Here is a 19212-nt window from a genome sequence, read left to right as displayed (position 1 = left end):
GCCGCTACTGAGCGACACGCTTCCGGTACGAGCGGTGTGGCTTCGCCGATACGCTGGCAGAAGTTGGGATAATTGTCCCTATTCACGCTCGGGGGTGGTCGTGCAAGTCCTGCAGTTCTTCAACTCCCCAGCCGGTCGGATCACTCGGGTCGTCCTCGGGTTGGTGCTGATCGTGGTCGGGGTGTCGTTGGGCGGTTGGTGGTGGCTGCTGGCCCTGCTGGGCCTGTTGCCGCTGGCCGCCGGACTGTTCAACTTCTGCACCCTGGCGCCGTTGTTCGGCATGCCGCTGTCGGGCCGCCGCTTCCAGGAAGCGAGCCGGAACAGAACCCGCCGGTGACCGCCTGGGTGCTCCCACTGCTCGGCTGATGACGTGGTGGGCGATCACCCTCATCGGCGCCGGGGTGGGTTTCTTCACCGGGCTGTTCGGGGCCGGCGGTTCCGCGGTGGGAACCCCGCTGCCGCACCTCGTCGGGGGGCCGGCGAGGGTGAGGTGCTGGACTGCCCGCACGGGCCGCGGCGGATCACCTATGCCGACTACACCGCATCCGGCCGGTCGCTGGACTTCGCCTGTGCACGGTTGGCAGTCGGCAGGGATGCCGGCCCTCGGTCTCGACACCGAGGTGAGCTGCTCGCGGTTCGGCGATCGTGCACGCCGGAATGGTCAGGAGCGTTCGGCGACCACCACCGTGTCCAGGGCGTCCACAGCTCGACCCTCCACCGTCACGGGCCGGCGAGCGGTCTCGGCCCGGCGGATCCGCAGCCCCGGCAGCTCCTTCACCACCGCCTCGGGGGCGAGCAGGACATCGGGGTCCTGGGGGCCACCCGTGCCGCCGGAGAGGTTCGCGAGGTCGTGGCCGACCACGAGGACCCGCCCGCCGGCACGTACCGCGTCGCGGGCGTGGGACAGCACCGTGCCGATCTCGGCGGCAGGTAGGTGCAGATACGCGATCAGTACCAGGTCGAAGCCGTCGGCCGGCGGCTTGTACTCGGTCACGTCGGCCACCTGCCAGTCGACGTTGACGTCCCGCTGACGGGCCAGTTCCCGGCCCCGCTCGACGGCTACCGCGGAGAAGTCCACTGCGGTGACCTCCCAGCCCTGCTGGGCCAGCCACACTGCGTTACGTCCCTCGCCGGCGGCCAGGTCGATGGCCCGACCGGGGGACAGACCGGCGACCTCTTCTACGACGAAGCGGTTGGGTTCGGCGGTCCACACGAGTTCCGGGGCGCTCGCGTACCGCTCGTCCCAGGCATCGCTGTCCATCGTCGTGCTCCTCTCGACGTGCGAAGGATCGGTTCCGGCGCAGCCCTCATCCTTGCCGAGATCGGCGACAGATGCGGTCGAGGCCGTCGGCCGCCGGCCAGGTGGGCGGATCTCCCGGCCGCGGGCGGCGAGCCGCTCGGATAGGTGGCGGCCTGGAGTCCTGTCGGCCCAGCAGCAGCAGTGCGGCGAGGTGGCGGCGGCGCCAGCGACGGGCGGAGGTGAAGGTGAGCAGTTCGCGCAGGGCGGCGGCGTCGAGGGTGGCGTGACGGGCAATGTCGGAGGTACTCATATATCCCTTTCACGGACAAAGCGCTACACGTCATGGCAGGGCGATGCCGGCCGGCGCCGGACGGCGTCATACGGTTCGGTTCAGGCGTCGGTGGCCATGTCCAGGCCCGCGTCCGCGGCCTGGTCGAACTTGTCGTCAACCACGACCACCTCCCGGCCGACGTTCGCCAGCAGAGAGGCTGCGGCGGTGGCCCGGTAGCCGGAGCCGCAGTGCACCCAGACCGCGCCGGCCGGTACGTCGGCCACCCGCTCGGGCAGGTCCGGCAGCGGGATGTGCACGGCGCCGTCGATGTGGCTGGTCCGCCACTCGTTGGTCATCCGCACGTCGAGCACCACGTCCGCAGCGGGCAGGCCGGCGGGGACGTGCCCGGCGCGGGCCGCCGCGAGGGCCGGGAAGTCGGCCATCCGCAGCTCCCGTAGCTGTCCGGGCTCGGCCGCCCACTGCTCGGCCTCGCCGGTGGCCTGCGCGGCCGGGCGGTCGATGCCGATGCGGACCAGCTCGCGCTGCGCATCGGCCACCTGCTCCGGGGTCTCGGCGAGCAGGGTGATCGGCACCCCCCAGTCGATCAGCCAGCCGAGCCAGGTCGACATCGGGCCGTCGAGCCCGAGGCTGACCGTGCCGGCCAGGTGCGAGGCGGCGTAGGCCTTGCGGTGCCGCAGGTCCACCACCCACTGCCCGTCGGCCATCCGCTCGCGCAGTTCGGCGGCGTCGGCGCGGGCCACCGGGGTGAGGTCAACCGGGGCCGGACCGGCGAAGTTCGCCACGCCCATGTGGGCGTAGTACGCCGGGTAGGCGTCGAGACCCGCGAGGGTTTCGGTCACGAACTTGTCCGCGGCCAGCTTGAGTGCCGGGTTGGCCTGCTTCTCCCGACCGATCGTCGACTCGGGCGCATCGGACTGACTGGCCGAGCAGAAGCTGCCGAAACCGTGCGTCGGCCACACCTCGGCCCCGTCGGGGAGCAGGTCGGCCAGCCGCTTCGCCGAGGAATGCTGGTGGTGAGCGAGCTCGTGGGCGTACTCCTTGCCGAGCAGGTCGGTGCGCCCCGTCGTCCCGAACAGCAATGACCCGCCGGTGAAGACGCCCGTCGGCCGCCAGCCGCCGTCGGTGGCCTCGTCGAGAACGTACGACAGGTGGTGGAAGGTGTGGCCCGGCGTCGCGATGACCCGGAGCCGCATGGACTCGGACACCGGAACTGCATCACCGTCGGAGACCGGCATCCGGTCGAAGCCGACCTCGTCGGCCGCGGCCACCAGGTAGCGGGCGCCGGTGATCCTGGCGAGTTCCAGGCCGCCGGAGACGTAGTCGTTGTGGATGTGCGTCTCCACCACATGGGTGATGCGGACGCCCTTCTCCCCCGCCAGGTACATGATCCGGTCGATGTCGCGCTGCGGGTCAACCACGATCGCCACCTGCCCGTCGGAAGCCATGTAGCTCCGGTCGCCCAGGGAGGATGTCGCGATAACAGAAACCTCAACTGTCACTGCCGTTCTCCTTTCAAACCTATATACCCGGGGGGGTATCTGGGGGACACAATCCTGCCCGCTCGCCCCCAACGGCTACCCGCCCGCACCGCCGTCAAGCAGCCCGGGCGGGTCGGCCGCTCAGGCGAGTGCGAGGAAGAGCCTCTCCAGCTCCTCCTCGGTCATCTCCGGCGCCTCGCCGCGCTCGCGCATGGCCTCGCAGTACCGCATGCCCGAGGCGATGATCTTGTAGCCGGCGCGGTCAATGGCCTTCGACACCGCGGCCAGCTGGGTCAGCGCGTCGCGGCAGTCCTGGCCGCTCTCCATCATCTCGATGACCGCATTCAGCTGCCCCCGCGCTCGCTTGAGCCGGGTCAGCGCCTCGCTGGTCATTTCAGGTCGAAGATTCATCGCCCCACCTCTCGCCTCCACCATACCCCCGGGGGTAAGTATCTCGCGACGGGATACCCCCACGGGTATGCCGAACCTCGAAGGTCGCCCGCACATTCCCCACGCCTGGGTGGTGTGCTCGGCGGTCGCCCTTCGGATACCTGGGAGTTTCCATGACTACGGTCCGAAGCCGCGCTACGACATGTGGCTGTTCAAGCGGCCCGGGCTTCCCGCGATGTACTGGCAGGGCATGCTGCGCGGCCTCGTCTGACCGGCCCGGCATGGCTTTGCCGAATCGCTCACGCCGGTCGTTCGCGGCTGGCACGATCTCACCTCAGGGAGAACAGAGCATGAGCTACGCGATGACGATCCGGCTGTCTGCCGGGTTCACCCCGACCGTCGAGCGGGTCCGGGCGGCACTGAAGGACCAGGGTTTCGGCGTGCTGACCGAGATCGACATGCGGGCCACGCTGCACGAGAAGCTCGGGGTCGAACTCGAGGAGTACGTCATCCTCGGCGCCTGCAACCCGCCGCTGGCGCATCGGGCCGTGCAGGCCGACCGGAACATCGGTTTGCTCCTGCCGTGCAACGTCGTGGTCCGCGCCGACGGGCCGGACGCCACCCTGGTGCAGGCGCTCGACCCGCAGGTGATGGTACAGCTGAGCGATACCGCCGACCTGCGGGCGGTTGCCGACGAGGCAACCCGCCGACTGCGGGCCGCGCTGGACGCCCTCTCCGGATGAGAAACGGCGGGGGTGCGGGCATCGCCCGCACCCCCGCCGTGGTCGTCAGGGTGTCACCGGCTCGCCGGCTCCCCGGAGATCTTGGCTCGCACCTCGTCCATGTCGAGGTCGCGGACCACCTGGATCACCTGCTCCAGAGCCGCGGCCGGCAGCGCACCCGGCTGGGAGAAGACCAGCACGCCGCCCCGGAAGGCCATCAGCGTCGGGATCGACCGGATCTGGGCCGCCGCGGCAAGACCCTGCTCCACCTCGGTGTCCACCTTGCCGAACACGATGTCCCGGTGCTTCTCGCTCGCCTGCTCGAAGACGGGCGCGAAGCCGCGGCAGGGGCCGCACCAGCTCGCCCAGAAGTCCACCAGCACGATCCCGTCGCGGGTGACGGTCTCCTCGAAGTTCGCGCCGGTCAACGCCACGCTCGCCATGTCCAACCTCCACGTTTCGGCAGTGCTCTCGCCTCGGCCAACATACCCCCGGGGGTTTGTATTCCCGCTGGTCGCAGCCCTCACACCCGCACACGATGGGCGGAATGCCGAGCCGGGCCCGGCGCGCTATGGTCGACGTTGATACCCCTGGGGGTATTCAGAACGGAGGATGGAGATGCAAGAGGTGAACCTGGCGGACTTCGCCGCCGCGCACGCCGACGGGGTTACCGTGGTGGACGTCCGCGAGCCGTTCGAATACGTCGAGGGCCACGTGCCCGGCGCCCGGTCGGTGCCGCTGGGACAACTGGCTGCAGTGGTGGGAGAACTGGCTGCAGTGGTGGGCGAACTTCCCCGCAGCCGCCCGGTCTACGTCATCTGCGCCGGCGGTGGCCGCAGCCTGTCCGCGGCACAGTTCCTGGCCCGCGCGGGCATCGACGCTCGGTCGGTCGCTGGCGGCACCGGCGGGTGGGCCCGCAGTGGTCGCGCCGTCGTGACGGGAGCGGACGCGTGAACCTCGGCGGGATGCTGAAGAAGGTCTTCGGAAAGCCGTACACCTCCATCGGGCCCGAGGAGGCTGCAGCGCTGGTCGCCGAGGGAGGGCTGCTGCTCGACGTCCGGGAGCCGGCCGAATGGCGTGCCGGCCACGCACCCCGGGCCCGGCACATCCCGCTTGGCCAGCTCGCCGGCCGGGCCGGGGAAGTACCGGCAGACCGGCCGGTGATCACCGTGTGTCGGTCCGGGGCGCGCTCGCGGCAGGCGGCCGCGCTGCTCGCCCGCGACCACCACCAGATCTACAACCTGGCCGGCGGGATGCGGGCCTGGGTCCAGGCTGGATTGGCGCTCCAGGCCAAGGGTGGGCGGCCCGGGCAACTGACCTGACCCCGTTACCTTTTTGATCGTCCCCAGCCGGGGACCCTCGGTCGCCCGGCCCGGTATGACTGTCTGCCCCTGTCGTTCGGATGATCCGGGGGGTGTTGTCGCCGGGTCGGGTGGCGTCGGTGGACCGCTGATAGGGACACGGCCGCCCTGGTTGGGGTAGGTCTCTTCGTAACGCGGCTGCCGGCAGTCCGACGCCTGGACCTGCGGCCGAGGCCACGATGCGATGCGTGCAGGCGGGTGCGGTGAACGAGGGATACGGCGTCTACCTCGGCTTGGACGTCGGCAAGGGTGATCATCACGCGGTCGGTTTGGCGTCGGACGGCAAGCGGCTGCATGACGCGGCGTTGCCGAACACCGAGGCCCGGCTGCGGCAGCTGTTCGACAAGCTCGCCCGTCACGGTGCGGTTCTGGTGGTGGTCGACCAGCCGGCCTCGATCGGTGCTCTGCCGGTCGCGGTGGCTCGGGCGTGTGGGCATCAGGTGGCCTACCTGCCCGGGCTGGCGATGCGCCGCATCGCTGATCTGCACCCCGGTGCGGCGAAGACCGACGCCCGCGACGCCTACGTCATCGCTGATGCCGCCCGCACCCTGCCCCACACGCTGCGGCGGGTCGACGTCGGCGACGAGACCCTTGCCGAACTGGAGGTCCTGGTCGGCTTCGATGACGACCTCGCCGGCGAAGCCACCCGCGTGTCCAACCGGATCCGTGGCCTGCTGACCCAGATCCATCCTGCCCTGGAACGAGTCCTTGGCCCCAAGGTCGGCCACAAAGCGGTCCTGGAGTTGCTGTCCCGTTGCGGCGGTCCAGCCGGGCTACGCAAGGCAGGCCGCCGCAAGCTGCTCTCGATCGCCGCCGTCCACGCACCCCGCATGGGCGAACGCCTCGTCGAGCAGATCATGGCCGCCCTCGATGAGCAGACCGTCACCGTCCCCGGCACGACAGCGGCGGAGACGATCCTGCCCCGCCTCGCCGACAGCCTCCGCGACACCTTGCGACAACGCGACCAGGTCGAGAGGATGCTTGATGCTCACCCTCTTGCCTCGGTCCTGACCTCGATGCCCGGCATCGGCGTCAGGACCGCCGCCCGGATCCTGCTCGAAGTCGGCGACGGCACCGCCTTCGCCACCCCCGGACACCTCGCCGCCTACGCCGGCCTCGCTCCCCTGACCCGACGATCCGGCAGCAGCATCCGCGGCGAGCACCCACCCCGAGACGGCAACAAGAACCTCAAACGCGCGTTCTTCCTCGCCGCGTTCGCGTCTCTGGCCGACCCCGTCAGCCGCGCCTACTACGACCGCAAACGCGCTGCGCTCGATGTCCACCCGCACCACCGTCAGCGGGTCAAGACCGTGGTCCGCGCACCAGCGGAGGAAGACACGCAGGTCGGACTCGGTATGGACGCGGATCTGGCCAGGGTAAAAGCTCAAGAAGGCGGACACCGCGACTCGCAGAAGGAGTTGATCGGCCGGTACGACGTTGGAAGCGGGAGCAGGATAGGCAGCCATAAATTACCCTGCGTCACCACCGGTGATGCAGGCCAGCACGCCGGGTGCGGCACGAGCGAGCGCCAGAACATGTGGTCCGGGCCGGCGGGCCGGCTTGTAGGTGCCCGCCGACTGGTGAGTAGCCAGACACGCCCAGTGCCGGTCCGCTTGACCTCAAGCTCGGTTGAGGGTGCACGATCGCCGTATGGTGACTCTCAGCGAACGTGAGCTCGAGTACCTCGGCACGCAGCGGCTCGGGCGGCTGGCCACTGTCGCGCCGGACGGCTATCCGCAGAACAACCCCGTCGGGTTCTTCTACAACGCCGACCTGGGTACGATCGACATCGGTGGACACAAGCTCGGGGACAGTCGCAAGTTCGGCAACGTCCGCACCCACCCGAAGGCCACACTCGTCGTCGACGACATCGCGTCCGTGCAGCCGTGGCACGTACGCGGGGTGGAGATCCGCGGCGACGTCGAGGCCCTGGTCGACGTCGAGCCGCCGATGCACGGCATGAGTCGCGAGATCATTCGCATCTACCCTGCCCGCATCCGCTCGTGGGGTCTAGCCATCGACTGACCGCACCACCCCGAACGTAACCAGGGCCGGTCCGCAGATCCCCACGCGAGAAACTCAAGCCGGATCGCGGCTAGATCCTCGCATCCATGTGCCGTCGATCCTCAAGCCGTCGGCACCCAGTAGCGACGCTTGGCCTCATACCGGTCCTGGAGCACGCCACCGGAGCGCTCGATTACCTTTCGCGACGCCACTTCCCTCTGGTCGAACTCGACGCGCATGGTGTCCGGGCGGTCATGTCGAACACCATCAGAAGCTGCTCCGGTCTGGCCGTCTCCGGCGCCGATGTCGCCTTCCTCGACCAGCACCGGGACGATGGACGGTACCGCTGGGACATCCGTCGATCCCGCCGAGACGGCGACGTTGTGGTCGAGACGGAACGCGAGCATCTGCTGCTGCCAGACGGCCGGCAACCGTCAGGTTGGGCGCGGGGAAAGGTCGGCCGTGACGAGATGCTCTGGCTTCAGGTCGACGGCGATCGTCGGCGTTGGTACCGCTACGAGATCGATGCTTAGGTCCACCACCCCCTATGCATCAAGCGTGTCCGGGCATCGCCCTGCGGGACGCTGGTCAAGGAAGCTCGAAACACGATCTTGCCGGATAGCCAATCGCCGGTAGCGCACCAGTCCGACGCCTGGCGCGGGGCGTCCTAATCTAGCCGCGATCCGGGCGCTCCGGCCGGATCTACTGGTAACCCGACGTAAGCTGCGGCGGAGGGAGGCCACTGCGTCCGCAGTCGCCGACGGAGTCGAAGTGGTAGACATCCCGGCCTGTCTACGTCTGGCGTACCTGGCTCTGCACTGGAACGCGTACACCGACACCAACTGTTGGTGCTGCGCAATTCGCCGAGCGCTTCGCGGCTAGATCCGTGCGTCCGATCGAGCGGCGGTCACGGTCGTGTCGTGCTGATCGGTGGTACCGGCGAGCGCTCCGTTCGGCAACGGCGCGGCCCGTCTTAGCGTTCCTCAATGAAGGGTGGAGCGGCGGGTGGGACGGAGGCGCAGGTTTTCGGTCTTCACCACTTCCGCGGGTACGTCTGCCTGCAGGGGGGACCGCGTGAGCCAGACCAGCGCGTGTTCCCCCTCGCGGACCGGTAGCCGGGGGAAGTTGTTCGCGGCGTACTCGGTCCGTAGTACGGCCAGTGTGTCTTTCGGGCTCACCGTAGGGTCGGGGAAGGGGCCGGCCCAGTACCAGACTGTCGCGTGCAGAACCGATTCGGGGTTGGCGGTGCCGCGGTCAAATACCGGCACCGCGACGCTCTCACGGAGCAGCAGTACGTCGTCCGAGTCGAGCATCGTCGCGTTCGCGGCTGGCCCGTGCTTTGTCCACACTGGGCCGGAGTAGAAGGCTGCTAGACCGGTCCGGCGCGATTGCATGTCGGTGAATCCGCGCAGCCAGACGAAGTGGTCGGGCCGGTCGAGGTCGCGGAACTGGCCCAGCACGGCCATCCCCAGTTCCTCCTGGGTCTCGACAAACTCGCGGTCGAACAGGTCGATCAGTTCGTCGCGGCGTCCCTCGCGCAGGGTGTAACGGCGCAATTCGACGATCATGCCAGGATCCTTTCCAAGACGTCGGTGACGGTCCAGCGCGCCAGTGCCGCCCGGAACGTGTCGGTCGCTTCGTCGTACAGGTCGGTGAGCACCGGACGGATTCCGCGTCCGACCGGGCATTCCAGGTTCGGCTCGGAGTGGTGCAAGGCGAGTAACGGCTCCGGCGAGACGGCGAGCCAGACGTCCAGCAGTGTGATCTCTGTTGCTGGCCGTCCGAGGGAGAAGCCGGCGCCGTTGCCGCGGCGGGCCCTCACCAGGCCGGCCCGCTGCAGGTCGCCGAGGCTGCGCCGGACGATGACCGCGTTCGTATTGATGCTGGCCGCCACATCCTCGGAGGTGAGCACCTCACGACCGCGCCGCCTGGCCAGTTCCAGCCACGCCAAGGCGTGGGCCGCGATGGTCACCCTGCTGTTGGCCGCCACCGCGACAGTCTCACCGACATGCACAGCAAAAGCAACAGCTTCTGTTACATTCGAGTACCAGCGTGTGCGTATGCGCGTTCGAGCCGGCCGGCAGGGAGGTCGCCCGGCGCGACGAATCACGCAGACGCTCATCCGGCATGATCGAGTGCGCCCTCATCGGCTTCTTATCTACTGGTGTCACGACCGCAGCCCGGCCAGGCTTGGTCGAGGTGACCGGTGGGATCGCTCGCTCGCGGCTGTCCACCGCAGGTTTGGTGTGGCTCACTCATGGCATGCGCCTGCCGGTCATCGCGGCGCGGAGAGGCTCAAGAGCGCCTCTGTGTGTCAACCCCTGCTGGTGGTGAGGGCGAGTTGATCTTTGATGAGGTGTCGGTAGAGGACGTTGGTGAGGCGTCGTTTCAGGGCGCGTCGCGCCGTGGCCGGGGTCTTTCCTTCGGCGAGTTTGCGCTGGTAGTAGACGCGGCCGGGGCCTGGGTCGCGGGCTTGGACGAGCGCGATGGCGTGTAGGGCGGTGTTGAGTTGCCGGTTGCCGGTGGGGTTGAGCCGGTGTCGGCGGCGTTCGCCGCTGGAGGTTTCCAGCGGGGAGGTGCCGGCGTAGCCGGCGAAGTGATCCGCGGTCGGGAAACGGGTGACGTCACCGACGTGACCGAGAACCTTCGCGGCGATGAGGTGCCCGACGCCGCGCATGTCGACGATCGTGGAGTGCGTCTCGGCCAGGACTTGCCGGATCTGGGTCTGGTTGGTGTGCAGGCGCCGGTCGAGGTGACGCAGGGTCGGCGATCATGTCGCGTGCGAGGGCGCGGCGGCAGGTGTCGGTGACGTTGACGGGCCGGATGCCGTGCAACAGTGTTGCGGCCTTGTCGGCGGTGAGGTCCAACGCCGCGCCGCCGGGAATCAGGTCGCAGCATGACGTGGAGCCGGTTGAGCAGGCGGACGCGTTCACGGGCGAGGTCGTCACGGCGTTCGGATAGCAGTCGCAGCCGGGTGTGGTCGTTTGAGGTTCCCCCGGTAGCTCGGAGGCTTTCGATCATGCTCTGATGGAGCTGAACGGAGTCATCCGTGGCAGCACCGAAGAAGTACCCCGATGAGCTGCGTGAACGTGCGGTGCGCTTGTATCGGGAGTCGGATCCGAAGCCCGTGATCCGCCAGCTGGCGCGGCAGCTTGGGGTGCATCACGAGGCGTTGCGGAACTGGATTCGCCAGGACGAGGCCGACCGGGGCCAGCGTGACGACCGGCCGGCCAGCTCTGAGCTTGAGGAGTTGCGTCGGCTGCGGCGGGAGAACGCCGAGTTGAAGCGGGCCAACGAGATCCTGAAGGCCGCGTCGGCTTTTTTCGCCTCGGAACTCGACCCGACCCGGCGACGGTCGTGACGCTCGTCAACGAGCTGAAAGACCGCTTCGGGGTCGAGCCCGTCCTCCGGGTCCTCAACGTGGCCGTGTCGACCTACTACGGGTGGCTCGCCCAGGCCGCGAACCCGTCGCCCAGGCGACGCGAGGACGCGGAGCTGGCTGTGGAGATCGCCGAGATCCACGACGTGTCGGGCGGCACCTACGGCAGTCCGCGAGTGCACGCCATGCTGCGCCGCCCAAAGGCCGCCAGGTGGGCCGCAAGCGGGTCGAGCGGTTGATGCGTACCGCCGGCCTGCAAGGGGCGTTCCTGCGCAAGAAGTGGCGCATCCCGTCCACCCGGTCGAATCCGAAAGCGACACCCGCGCCGGATTTGTTCAATCGGCAGTTCACCGCTGCGGCCCACAGCGTCGCCGTGGCCGCCCTGCGGGCGAAGGGTCTGCGGCAGGTCACCGTCGACGATGTGACGGTTGCGTTGAGGCTGCTGGTCGACCACCGCGACGGTCTCGGCCAAGCCCGCACCGACCTGCTCAACCGCATCCACAAGCTCCTGCTGGAGCTGCTGCCCGGTGGGCGAAGAAATTCCTGTCTGCCGCCCAGGCACGGACTCTGCCCAACACGATCCGGCCGCGCGATCTGGTCGGGCGCACCCGCCGCCGGCTGGCCTCCGAACTGATCACCGAACTGGTCCAGGTCGACAAGAAGATCAAGGCCGCGAACAAGGAACTGACCGAACTCGTCGACACCACCGGCAGCAGCCTGCAGGACCTCAACGGCATCGGCCCCTCCGGCGCCGCCCGCCTGATCGGCGACGTCGCCGACATCCACCGGTTTGCCAGCCGCGGGCACTTCGCCTCCTGGAACGGCACCGCACCCCTGGACGCATCCTCCGGTGACCAGCAACGCCATCGCCTGTCCCGGGCCGGGAACCGGCGCATCAACCGGGCCCTGCACATCATGGCCGTCGTCCAGCTGCGCCACGACACCGAAGGCCGCGCCTACTACCGGCGCAAACTCGCCGCAGGCAAGACCCCGATGCAAGCCATGCGGGCACTCAAACGACGCCTGTCCGACATCGTCTACCGGCAAATGATCAAAGACGCCGAGAAGTCCGGGACGGGCCCGGGAGGACACACGGGGGCGACTCTTCAATCCAGCGCGGCCAACCAAATCCCCATGATCGACACTTCGGAACAGTCACTTCCCGGACCCGCCGAGCCCCAGCCTAGAACACCACTCCTCGCCGCCTCTTGATGGCACAGAGGGATACCAGAAGCGGACGTGCGCGTCGGGCGTTCTGGCCGCTGCTAAAGGGCTCCGTCGAGCTGTCGTCCATGTCGCGGCTTGGCCGGCATGTCTGGGCGACCACCAGCAGAAGCGTGTGCATGGCCTCGTCGATCTGTCGCATCCTGCGCCGCTCGGCTCGAGCGGAGGTCTTGGTTCTTCGCACCATCCTGTCGCTTTCCTCGGCGTGTCAGCTGGCGCTACCAGGACCACCTGCGGCGCCGTGGTTGCGCTCGGCTGGGGGGCTTGGGGCCGTCGCTCTGCCGGTCAGCATTGCTGTGAGTGTCGGGAAAGTACTTGCCAACCGGGAAAGACGAGGTTACTTTCTTGGTAGGAAAGTTCCCGAGTCCAGGAGGGCAGCATGAGCGAACAGGTACACCCCGACGAAGCGGCCCGGGCGTTGGATCAGATCAGAGATCGCCAGGAGCAGGTCATTAACGTGTCCGTCGTCCCGGCCTGGTATTGGTGGCTTGTCGGGGGGCTTATCGTGGCACTCGCCGCCGCGGTCGAATCGCGCGAACCGGTCACGATAGGCGTCGGTGTCACCGTGTTCGTGCTCGGCATCCTCGGCGGGACCGGGTGGGTGGTTCGCGGTGCGGTGCGAGTCCAGCCGCGCAACGAGCTACTCGGCGGGCGGGGAGTGACGATGATCCTCGGTTTCGTGGCGCTGGTCCTCGGCATCACGCTCGCCGTCGCGTTCAGCCTGGCAGCCGCTGGCGTATCGTACCCGGCGACGCTGGCCAACCTGCTGGGCGCGATCCTGCTGATCGTGGGCGGCCCCATGCTCACGCGGACACTGCGCCGTGTGATGCTCAACAATCGCGCTGGTGCTAGCCGATGACTAGGCCGCGCTTCGACGAACTGATCCACGCGCCGACCCGGCTGGCGATCGTGTCCCTGCTGGCGGCCTCAGAAGTAGCCGACTTCAAATTCATCCGCGACAGCGTCGGCCTGTCCGACTCGGCCTTGTCCAAGCAGCTATCCACGCTGGAGGAGGCCGGCTACGTGCAGATCCGCAAGGGCTTCGTAGGCAAGCGCCCCCGTACCTCGGCGAAGCTGACCACCGTGGGGCGCGCGGCGTTCGAACAGCACGTCGCGGCCCTCCAGGAGATCGTGTCCCGCTCCGGCGCGTCGGTCCTGCCACCGTGACGCGCCACCACTGTTGTCGATTGGGTACGGAGGCGCTGCGTGGGAGCTGATGGGCGGTGGGGCCAGACCCGTGTCTTACCTACGGTCCGGGCTGAACCGGACCGATCGCACGAACATCGGCATCTCCGAGTGTCGAGCGATACTCATGATCGCCACGGAAAGTGACGAGCGGCCAGCGGCATGTGCGGATGCCTCTGAGCAGCCGCCAAGCAGGGCGCCTGAGATCACGGGTAGCGTGGCTGGATTCGGTTTCAAGACATCGTGGCTGGCGGATTCCGTCTCCATCCGGCTGTCGGATTGGTGGGTCAGGGCATGTGCTCGGGGCGTACGCCGATGCCGACCAGCTTGGCGGGGAGGGCTTGCAGCGCCGGGAACCGCTGCAGCAGGCGGATCGGTGCCGGAGCCTCGATCCGGCCAGTGGCGTGCAGTAGCGGGTCGACGACGCGCCGCTGCGCGGCGCGCTGGATGTTCTGCGTCACCACTGTCGGGAAGCGCCGGCGCTTCTGCACTGCGGCGAGGTCCGCTTCGGTCACTGGCTCCCCGGCGGCGAGCTTCGGGCCTAGCATCCGGGCGGTGGCCGCGGCGTCTTGCACCGCCAGGTTGATGCCGACGCCGCCGATCGGTGACATGGCGTGTGCGGCATCGCCGATGAGCAGCGCGCCAGGCGCGTGCCACCGCTCCAGTCGGTTGACCTTCACCGTCAGCAGTTTGACGTCGTCCCAGGTGGCGAGCTCACCGACCCGGTCGGCGAGGACGGGGTGCCGCCGGGTCACCTGTTCCCGCAGCGCCTCCAGCCCGGCCGCGCGGATCTCGTCGTAGCCGCCCTTGGCGATGACGTACGCGCACTGGTAATAGTCGCCGCGGTCGATGGCGAGCATCAGCCCTCCGGAGGCGATCCGCATTGCCAGGCCGTCGCCGTCGCCTGCGCGGCGGGAGATTCGGAACCACAGCACGTCCATGGGCGCGCCGTAGTCGACCGGCCGCAGGCCGAGTTCCCGGCGTACCACCGAATCGCGGCCGTCACAGGCGACGATGAGGGATGCCTCGATCTCCAGCTCGCCCTCCGGGCCCGCGGCCCGCACGCCGGTGACGGCGCCGGACGCGTGGCGGAGCAGGCCCGTCACGGTGGTGGAGCGCAGCAGCACGAAGGTCGGGAACTTCGCCGCCTCGGTCGCGAGCAACTCTAGGAAGTCCCACTGGGGAACGAAGTACAGGTAGTTGTGCGGCGCCGGTAGGCGCGTGAAGTCCGCGACGGTGTAGGTGCCGTCGTCGAAGGTGGCGCGCAACGCGCTGGCCTTGCGCCCGGGCAGCGCCGCCATCGATTCACCGAGCCCGATTTCGTCGAGCATGTTCCGTGTGGAGGGATGCACGGTGTCGCCGCGGAAGTCCCGGAGGAAGTCGGCGTGCTTCTCCAGCACGGTGACCTGCACCCCCTGCCGGGCGAGCAGCAGCCCCAGGACGAGCCCTGCGGGCCCGCCGCCGACGACGCAGACGGTGGTCTTCATGGATGGCCCCCAATCGCAACTCGTGTTGCTTTCTCAGCCTGCCATGATGGGATGATGTAACGCAACAGTCGGTGCGTTAAAGGAGGTGTCCAATGTCTGCCGGCCAACGACCGGGCGGGCGCAGCGCCCGTGTCCGGGCCGCGGTCCTCACGGCCGCCCGTGGCCTCCTCGTTGACGGGTACGCCGAGCTGACCGTCGAACGGATCGCCCAGGCGGCCGGCGTCAACAAGACGTCGGTCTACCGCCGGTGGACCGACCTGGAAGGGGTCCTCGGCGACCTGCTCACCGAGTACGCCAGTGAGGTCGTCCCGATCCCGGACACCGGCGACCTCGACACGGACCTGGAAGAACTGGCGTTGCTGGTTCGGCGCGGCATGACCGGCGAACCAGGCGAGCTGATCACCGCCCTGGCCGCGGCCGCGCCCCGCAACCCGCGCGCCGCGCAGGTCGTCCGCGGCTTCTTCGCCGAACGGTTCGGCCTCGCCAAGGCCGTCGTCGACCACGCCATCGCCCGCGGCGAACTGCCTCAGGGCACCGATGCCCGGGCCGCGATCGAGGTCCTGGGCGCGCCCTTCTTCCTGCGGCTGCTTGTCGTCGACGAACCCATCGACGAGGAGTTCGCGCAACGTACTGCCGCCGCGGCCGCCGCAGCCCTCCGCGCCGGCGTCTTCAATCCGGCGTGAGGGCCTCGTCCCGCCATGGGCACCAGTGCAGTGGCCTCCGCCAGCCGTCCCGGTCGGCAGCCCGGTCCCAGTCGGTGATGACCTCGATATGCACGTCGAACCGCGACGCGCCCCAGTGTCGCCCCAAGCGGGCACGGTCAGACGTTCGGACCGGCCCGCACGCCGCCCCACTGTCGGCAGAGTTGCGAGCGCTGGCTATGTCCCGGAGGCCATGTACGCGGCGAGGATGTAGTTGGGTGCCGGTCGAGGTTCTTGCGGGCACGGTCGTAGCGCAGGGTGGTCCGCGGGTTGGCGTGGCGGGCATCGATCTGCACGTCGCGCAGGCTGACGCCGACGTCGAGCATGGTCGTCACGAACGTATGCCGCAGCAGTCGGGGTCCGATCGCCGACCGTCGCCGCCAGCACAAGCGTGGCAGCGGAGCACTCCACGGATCATGCTCGAACGGGCACCACAGCACCTGCAGCACGTCAGAGCCCTCCGGGAATGGCAGATCAGGCACATCGTCGGCGAGCAGTTGCAGGACCGGCACGAGCGGCACCCCAGCCTCGGCGGGATGATCGTCCAGACCTTCACCTCACAAGTGGGCCAGGGCTCAGTCGCTGGCCAGAGCAGCGGCCCGCCCACGGAGCTCTGCTCGACCGACGGCGAGCCCTTGCGTGGATGCAGCCGGATGGTCGTCCGCGCGAACCCACGCAACTGCGGGAAGACCGCGTCCATGTCGATCGGAGTCAGCGGGGTGGTATGCACGGCCGAGATCGTACGGGCAAGCAGCCGCCAGTCTCCCAGAACGCCTCGCCGGCAACCGCGATCGGCGGATGCCAGACGAGGTTGTCGCCCACGCTAGGCACCGGGCTGGTGCGGTAACGACGGCTGACTGTCCGGCATCCTGATGTGGTGCCAGATCCGGAGCCGTTCCTGAGGTTCGCACACGAGCGCCACGATGGGCTGCACAGCTACGTGGCCCGTGCCGACGAGGCGGATATGCCTGGCCCGATGTGGCCGGGGCTGTGGGAGCAGGATTACTCAGACGATGTGGATCTGAACCCGTGGTGTCGATACGCGATCAACAACGACGACGGTGAGGCCCTGGCGGTATGGCGGGCGCTGGCCTGGGAGCTGACCGCGGGCCGGAGCCGGTCCGCCGTTCCCGCCTACTACCGCGACGAGGCAGCTCAGCTGCGGGGCATGAACCGTGAGGCGGTGCAGTTGGTCCGCTGGGAGTACGAGGTCGACGTCGAGCAGCCCGAGTGGCTCACCGCGGATATCGGGTTTGTCCCGGCTCGCGCCTGCGTGCCGCTACGGCCGATGCCGGACCCGTGGCAACGAGAACACGCCGGCTTCGCCGGTCTGTTCAACGTGACCAGCTTCCGGCATCTCACCGACCTTGCCCTGGCCGTCGCCGGCGACGCCACCTCGGAGATCACGCTGTTCGCCCTCCACGATCCAGACCGGGCCAACGTGCTGGCCTCGACGCTGAATCAAGCGCACCGTCCAGACCTGACCGAGATTCTGCAGCCCGGCGACATCTTCGTCGACCTGGCCGTGGTCCACGATCTTGGTGCCGGCGCTGCCAGCTACCTCACCATCAAGACACCCGAAGCCACCGACGAGGTCGACCACCTAGCCGAGCATTTCAGTGAAGCCTTCCGCCGCTACACGAACCAGGCCAGCCGGATCCGCACCTTCAACGAGTTCCACAACGCCATCGATCACCTGCTCGCCCCGCCCCGCAGCATCGGCACCACCTGACGACGACCCGCTCAACCGCGCACTGCCGCACCCGCACGGCGGCAGATGCGTGCGTTGGTGGAAGCCACCTGCGCTGACCCTCATCGCGAGAGTCGGCCTCACGCGCTGCGGCGACGTCTGCCCGGTTCCGGGGGGGGGTGCATCTCCCGGTTTCGTCGGGAAGTTACGGCTCGTGGGCTTGTGCCAGGTAGGTGATGTGGGCTGCCCGTTGTATCAACAGCCGGCGTAGGTACGGCGCGATGAGCGTCCAGGTCACCGCTGCTCCCAGCGGCGGCAGGGGCGCGGTGATGGTCATGCGGTCGGTCATCAGCGTGCGTACGCCGTCGAGGTCCTGGAACTGGTGCTCGTGGCGCAGAGCACGGAAGGGGCCTCGCGTCTGCTCGTCAACGAAGTGGTACGGCCGTTCGTAGGCGGTGATTCGGCTGGTCATGCGCCAGATCAGTCCGAAATGGCGGGCGTGGAAGGTGACTTCGTCGCCGAGGGCGAGTTGGCGTCGTCCGGTGCTGGTCGTGGCCGTTTCGCGGCTGGCGGGCAGGGACGCGGTGTGGACGTCCACGTCGAGAGTCAGGTCGAACACCACACTCGGCGTGGCGTTGATGACGGACACGACCTCGATGAGCGCCGGCACGTGGCGAGCCTAACCTGAGCGATACCGCAGGCCGCCCGGCCATGACGGCGTCCGGACGCCACAGCGGTCGGGCACCACCCTGGTCTCCCCCGGCAAGCGCTCTGCCGAAGACCGTAGCCCCGGTAGATGGGCTCGCAGCCGGCGAGCCGAAGCGAGACGATAAATGAATGTCCAGGCCGAACGAACAGACGCAGGGCGAGGTTGGCTGGTTCTGCGTGCGCTGCGTCTTCCGCGTGGGCGGCGACTCGGCGAGCCAGTTGTACGAGGAACGGCTGACGCTGTGGCGCGCCGCAGGTTTCGACGCGGCGATCGCGTTGGCCGAGGACGAGGCCCTCGGGTACGCGGTAGAGCAGTCCGACATGGACTTTGTGGGACTCTCCCAGGCGTATCGGTTGTTTGATGAGCCCGGGCATGGGGCGGAGGTCTTCTCGCTGGTGCGGGCCAGCGATCTGGATCCGCCAGCCTACCTGAGGAGGTTCTTCGACACCGGCGAGGAGAAACAAGGCGACACCGATCCGGGCACCTGACCGAGCGCCGCCCTGTTTCCCACAAGCTTGCGCCGATCTCGCACCCGATCGGCAGTAGATGTGCGTGGCCGTCAATCGGCTTCGTGCCGGTGCTCGAGCCATTGACGTACTGCCGCGAGGTCGATGTCGGTCAGTCCCAGGTACGGGTCGACGTGGTGCAGTAGTGCCGGTTGCGGGTGGTGTCCGGCGATCCATCGTCGGTCGGCGTCGGTGGTCTCGTCGTCGAGCCAGACAAACGGGCTTCCTGCCGCCCACCGCGCCAACGATGCGGTCTTCCAGTGCACACCGCGCGGTGGTTCCTCGTCAGCGTCGGACCAGTCGACCACGGGCAGAGCGGGAAGACCGATCCGGGGCGCCACGACGTCGTTCGCGTCGGCCAACCAGGTGCTGGCCCAGACCAGCTCGCCCGGCAGGGCAAGCAGCCGACGACCGTCGGCCGGGTCGAGACGATCCAACAGAGGATTGCCGTCGCGGTCGTGGCCGTCTCCCGGCCTGCCGCTCCAACGACCATCGGCTCCGGCGGGCCGTGCTCGGAGGGGGATGAGCACACCGTCGATGTCGACAAAGATCAATGGTCGTCCAGCGCTGGCAGGCACTGCCAAACCGTACCGCCGACTGCCGGTCGCGCCTCCTGGCCCGAGCGACCCGGAACCTTGGCCACCACGCGACCGGCGGCAGATCCGTGCACCGCGAGGGCTGGTCACCGTCGTGGGCCACCGGGCCGGTCGCGGTCACCATCGCTGGGCGCAGCAGATGCCGAAGAACGGTTGCCGGTCCGGAGCCGTACCGTGACCACATGCCAAAGCAGGTGATCGTGCTCAACGGCGGATCGAGCGCCGGAAAGTCGGGAATCGTTCGGTGC

26 protein-coding genes and 2 pseudogenes are annotated in these 19212 nt (G+C 68.6%); 15 read left to right on the top strand and 13 right to left on the bottom strand.

Translation table 11 applies throughout. From position 1 onward, the window contains the following. The first annotated feature begins 100 nt into the window (after window positions 1-100). The gene (locus tag AB0J93_RS29425; RefSeq protein WP_363925601.1) at window positions 101-337 is read left to right on the top strand and encodes a YgaP-like transmembrane domain; all 237 of its coding nucleotides are present in this window, start codon (window positions 101-103) and stop codon (window positions 335-337) included. 324 nt (window positions 338-661) lie between these two features. On the opposite strand, the gene AB0J93_RS29420 is transcribed toward AB0J93_RS29425, so the two are convergent. From AB0J93_RS29420 to AB0J93_RS29405, 4 genes are all read right to left on the bottom strand, one after another. After that, complete coding sequence (locus tag AB0J93_RS29420; protein WP_363925600.1) at window positions 662-1261, bottom strand: class I SAM-dependent methyltransferase; 600 nt, start codon at window positions 1259-1261, stop codon at window positions 662-664. Window positions 1262-1307: 46 nt separating this feature from the next. Then, complete coding sequence (locus tag AB0J93_RS29415; protein ID WP_363925599.1) at window positions 1308-1550, bottom strand: hypothetical protein; 243 nt, start codon at window positions 1548-1550, stop codon at window positions 1308-1310. Window positions 1551-1630: 80 nt separating this feature from the next. Continuing rightward, window positions 1631-3031, bottom strand: coding sequence for an MBL fold metallo-hydrolase (locus tag AB0J93_RS29410; RefSeq protein WP_363925598.1), 1401 nt, complete (start codon window positions 3029-3031; stop codon window positions 1631-1633). Window positions 3032-3151: 120 nt separating this feature from the next. Further along, window positions 3152-3421 carry a metal-sensitive transcriptional regulator gene (locus AB0J93_RS29405; RefSeq protein WP_363925597.1) on the bottom strand — a complete coding sequence of 90 codons (270 nt, stop codon included), beginning with the start codon at window positions 3419-3421 and terminating at the stop codon, window positions 3152-3154. A gap of 67 nt (window positions 3422-3488) precedes the next feature. Here AB0J93_RS29405 and AB0J93_RS29400 point away from each other — a divergent pair, with 67 nt between their 5' ends. Next, on the top strand, window positions 3489-3671 hold the full coding sequence (locus tag AB0J93_RS29400) for a hypothetical protein (protein ID WP_363925596.1): 183 nt from the start codon (window positions 3489-3491) through the stop codon (window positions 3669-3671). 79 nt (window positions 3672-3750) lie between these two features. Further along, window positions 3751-4143, top strand: a complete 393-nt coding sequence (locus AB0J93_RS29395) for a DUF302 domain-containing protein (protein WP_363925595.1) — start codon at window positions 3751-3753, stop codon at window positions 4141-4143. A gap of 53 nt (window positions 4144-4196) precedes the next feature. Here the strand turns inward: AB0J93_RS29395 and trxA are convergent, their stop codons facing one another. Then, window positions 4197-4565, bottom strand: a complete 369-nt coding sequence (trxA, locus tag AB0J93_RS29390; protein ID WP_363925594.1) for a thioredoxin — start codon at window positions 4563-4565, stop codon at window positions 4197-4199. A gap of 169 nt (window positions 4566-4734) precedes the next feature. Between trxA and AB0J93_RS29385 the strand changes: the two genes are divergently transcribed. The 4 genes and pseudogenes from AB0J93_RS29385 (at window position 4735) to AB0J93_RS29370 (ending at window position 7508) form a co-directional block, all read left to right on the top strand. Beyond that, window positions 4735-5076: a rhodanese-like domain-containing protein gene (locus AB0J93_RS29385; protein WP_363925593.1), complete on the top strand. Its 342-nt coding sequence runs from the start codon at window positions 4735-4737 to the stop codon at window positions 5074-5076. 11 nt (window positions 5077-5087) lie between these two features. Then, window positions 5088-5444 carry a rhodanese-like domain-containing protein gene (locus tag AB0J93_RS29380; protein ID WP_363925617.1) on the top strand — a complete coding sequence of 119 codons (357 nt, stop codon included), beginning with the start codon at window positions 5088-5090 and terminating at the stop codon, window positions 5442-5444. A gap of 218 nt (window positions 5445-5662) precedes the next feature. Further along, window positions 5663-6751, top strand: a pseudogene (locus tag AB0J93_RS29375) (IS110 family transposase); the annotation flags it as partial. A gap of 382 nt (window positions 6752-7133) precedes the next feature. Further along, on the top strand, window positions 7134-7508 hold the full coding sequence (locus tag AB0J93_RS29370) for a PPOX class F420-dependent oxidoreductase (protein ID WP_363925592.1): 375 nt from the start codon (window positions 7134-7136) through the stop codon (window positions 7506-7508). A 101-nt stretch (window positions 7509-7609) separates the two neighbouring features. Here AB0J93_RS29370 and AB0J93_RS29365 read toward each other — a convergent pair whose 3' ends face one another. From AB0J93_RS29365 to AB0J93_RS29350, 4 genes are all read right to left on the bottom strand, one after another. Beyond that, window positions 7610-7894 carry a hypothetical protein gene (locus tag AB0J93_RS29365; RefSeq protein WP_363925591.1) on the bottom strand — a complete coding sequence of 95 codons (285 nt, stop codon included), beginning with the start codon at window positions 7892-7894 and terminating at the stop codon, window positions 7610-7612. A gap of 576 nt (window positions 7895-8470) precedes the next feature. Next, on the bottom strand, window positions 8471-9055 hold the full coding sequence (locus AB0J93_RS29360) for an NIPSNAP family protein (protein ID WP_363925590.1): 585 nt from the start codon (window positions 9053-9055) through the stop codon (window positions 8471-8473). Beyond that, window positions 9052-9477 carry an Rrf2 family transcriptional regulator gene (locus AB0J93_RS29355; RefSeq protein ID WP_363925589.1) on the bottom strand — a complete coding sequence of 142 codons (426 nt, stop codon included), beginning with the start codon at window positions 9475-9477 and terminating at the stop codon, window positions 9052-9054. Before AB0J93_RS29355 ends, AB0J93_RS29360 begins: the two co-directional genes overlap by 4 nt. 324 nt (window positions 9478-9801) lie before the next feature. Beyond that, on the bottom strand, window positions 9802-10164 hold the full coding sequence (locus AB0J93_RS29350; protein ID WP_363925588.1) for an IS110 family transposase: 363 nt from the start codon (window positions 10162-10164) through the stop codon (window positions 9802-9804). A gap of 372 nt (window positions 10165-10536) precedes the next feature. On the opposite strand from AB0J93_RS29350, the gene AB0J93_RS29345 reads away from it, so the two are divergent. The 5 genes from AB0J93_RS29345 to AB0J93_RS29325 all read left to right on the top strand — a co-directional run bounded on the left by AB0J93_RS29345 (window position 10537) and on the right by AB0J93_RS29325 (window position 13257). Continuing rightward, on the top strand, window positions 10537-10848 hold the full coding sequence (locus AB0J93_RS29345) for a transposase (RefSeq protein ID WP_363925587.1): 312 nt from the start codon (window positions 10537-10539) through the stop codon (window positions 10846-10848). Continuing rightward, window positions 10845-11105 carry an IS3 family transposase gene (locus tag AB0J93_RS29340; RefSeq protein WP_363925586.1) on the top strand — a complete coding sequence of 87 codons (261 nt, stop codon included), beginning with the start codon at window positions 10845-10847 and terminating at the stop codon, window positions 11103-11105. The genes AB0J93_RS29345 and AB0J93_RS29340 overlap by 4 nt, the downstream gene beginning before the upstream one ends. A 40-nt stretch (window positions 11106-11145) precedes the next feature. Next, on the top strand, window positions 11146-12078 hold the full coding sequence (locus AB0J93_RS29335) for a transposase (protein ID WP_363925585.1): 933 nt from the start codon (window positions 11146-11148) through the stop codon (window positions 12076-12078). A 391-nt stretch (window positions 12079-12469) separates the two neighbouring features. After that, a complete protein-coding gene (locus AB0J93_RS29330) occupies window positions 12470-12949 on the top strand; it encodes a hypothetical protein (RefSeq protein ID WP_363925583.1) in 480 nt (159 codons plus the stop codon). Continuing rightward, window positions 12946-13257 carry a transcriptional regulator gene (locus AB0J93_RS29325; RefSeq protein WP_363925582.1) on the top strand — a complete coding sequence of 104 codons (312 nt, stop codon included), beginning with the start codon at window positions 12946-12948 and terminating at the stop codon, window positions 13255-13257. The genes AB0J93_RS29330 and AB0J93_RS29325 overlap by 4 nt, the downstream gene beginning before the upstream one ends. A 305-nt stretch (window positions 13258-13562) precedes the next feature. On the opposite strand, the gene AB0J93_RS29320 is transcribed toward AB0J93_RS29325, so the two are convergent. Beyond that, the gene (locus AB0J93_RS29320) at window positions 13563-14762 is read right to left on the bottom strand and encodes an FAD-dependent oxidoreductase (RefSeq protein WP_363925581.1); all 1200 of its coding nucleotides are present in this window, start codon (window positions 14760-14762) and stop codon (window positions 13563-13565) included. A 92-nt stretch (window positions 14763-14854) separates the two neighbouring features. On the opposite strand from AB0J93_RS29320, the gene AB0J93_RS29315 reads away from it, so the two are divergent. Then, the gene (locus AB0J93_RS29315; protein WP_363925580.1) at window positions 14855-15445 is read left to right on the top strand and encodes a TetR/AcrR family transcriptional regulator; all 591 of its coding nucleotides are present in this window, start codon (window positions 14855-14857) and stop codon (window positions 15443-15445) included. Between the two features lie 137 nt (window positions 15446-15582). Here AB0J93_RS29315 and AB0J93_RS29310 read toward each other — a convergent pair. Further along, a pseudogene (locus AB0J93_RS29310) lies at window positions 15583-15813 on the bottom strand (hypothetical protein); the annotation flags it as partial. Between the two features lie 527 nt (window positions 15814-16340). Between AB0J93_RS29310 and AB0J93_RS29305 the strand changes: the two are divergent. Then, window positions 16341-17195, top strand: a complete 855-nt coding sequence (locus AB0J93_RS29305; protein ID WP_363925579.1) for a hypothetical protein — start codon at window positions 16341-16343, stop codon at window positions 17193-17195. Between the two features lie 163 nt (window positions 17196-17358). Here the strand turns inward: AB0J93_RS29305 and AB0J93_RS29300 are convergent, their stop codons facing one another. Further along, window positions 17359-17823, bottom strand: coding sequence for an SRPBCC family protein (locus tag AB0J93_RS29300; protein ID WP_363925578.1), 465 nt, complete (start codon window positions 17821-17823; stop codon window positions 17359-17361). 167 nt (window positions 17824-17990) lie between these two features. On the opposite strand from AB0J93_RS29300, the gene AB0J93_RS29295 reads away from it, so the two are divergent. Continuing rightward, window positions 17991-18350, top strand: a complete 360-nt coding sequence (locus tag AB0J93_RS29295; protein WP_363925577.1) for a hypothetical protein — start codon at window positions 17991-17993, stop codon at window positions 18348-18350. Window positions 18351-18421: 71 nt separating this feature from the next. Here the strand turns inward: AB0J93_RS29295 and AB0J93_RS29290 are convergent, their stop codons facing one another. Further along, window positions 18422-18922 carry an HAD domain-containing protein gene (locus tag AB0J93_RS29290; protein ID WP_363925616.1) on the bottom strand — a complete coding sequence of 167 codons (501 nt, stop codon included), beginning with the start codon at window positions 18920-18922 and terminating at the stop codon, window positions 18422-18424. Window positions 18923-19212 lie beyond the last annotated feature (290 nt).

It is taken from the genome of Micromonospora sp. NPDC049374, from assembly GCF_040677165.1.
GTDB lineage: Bacteria > Actinomycetota > Actinomycetes > Mycobacteriales > Micromonosporaceae > Micromonospora.
The sequence above is the reverse complement of the archived record's forward strand: the minus strand, read 5'-3'. Positions and strand labels throughout refer to the sequence as shown.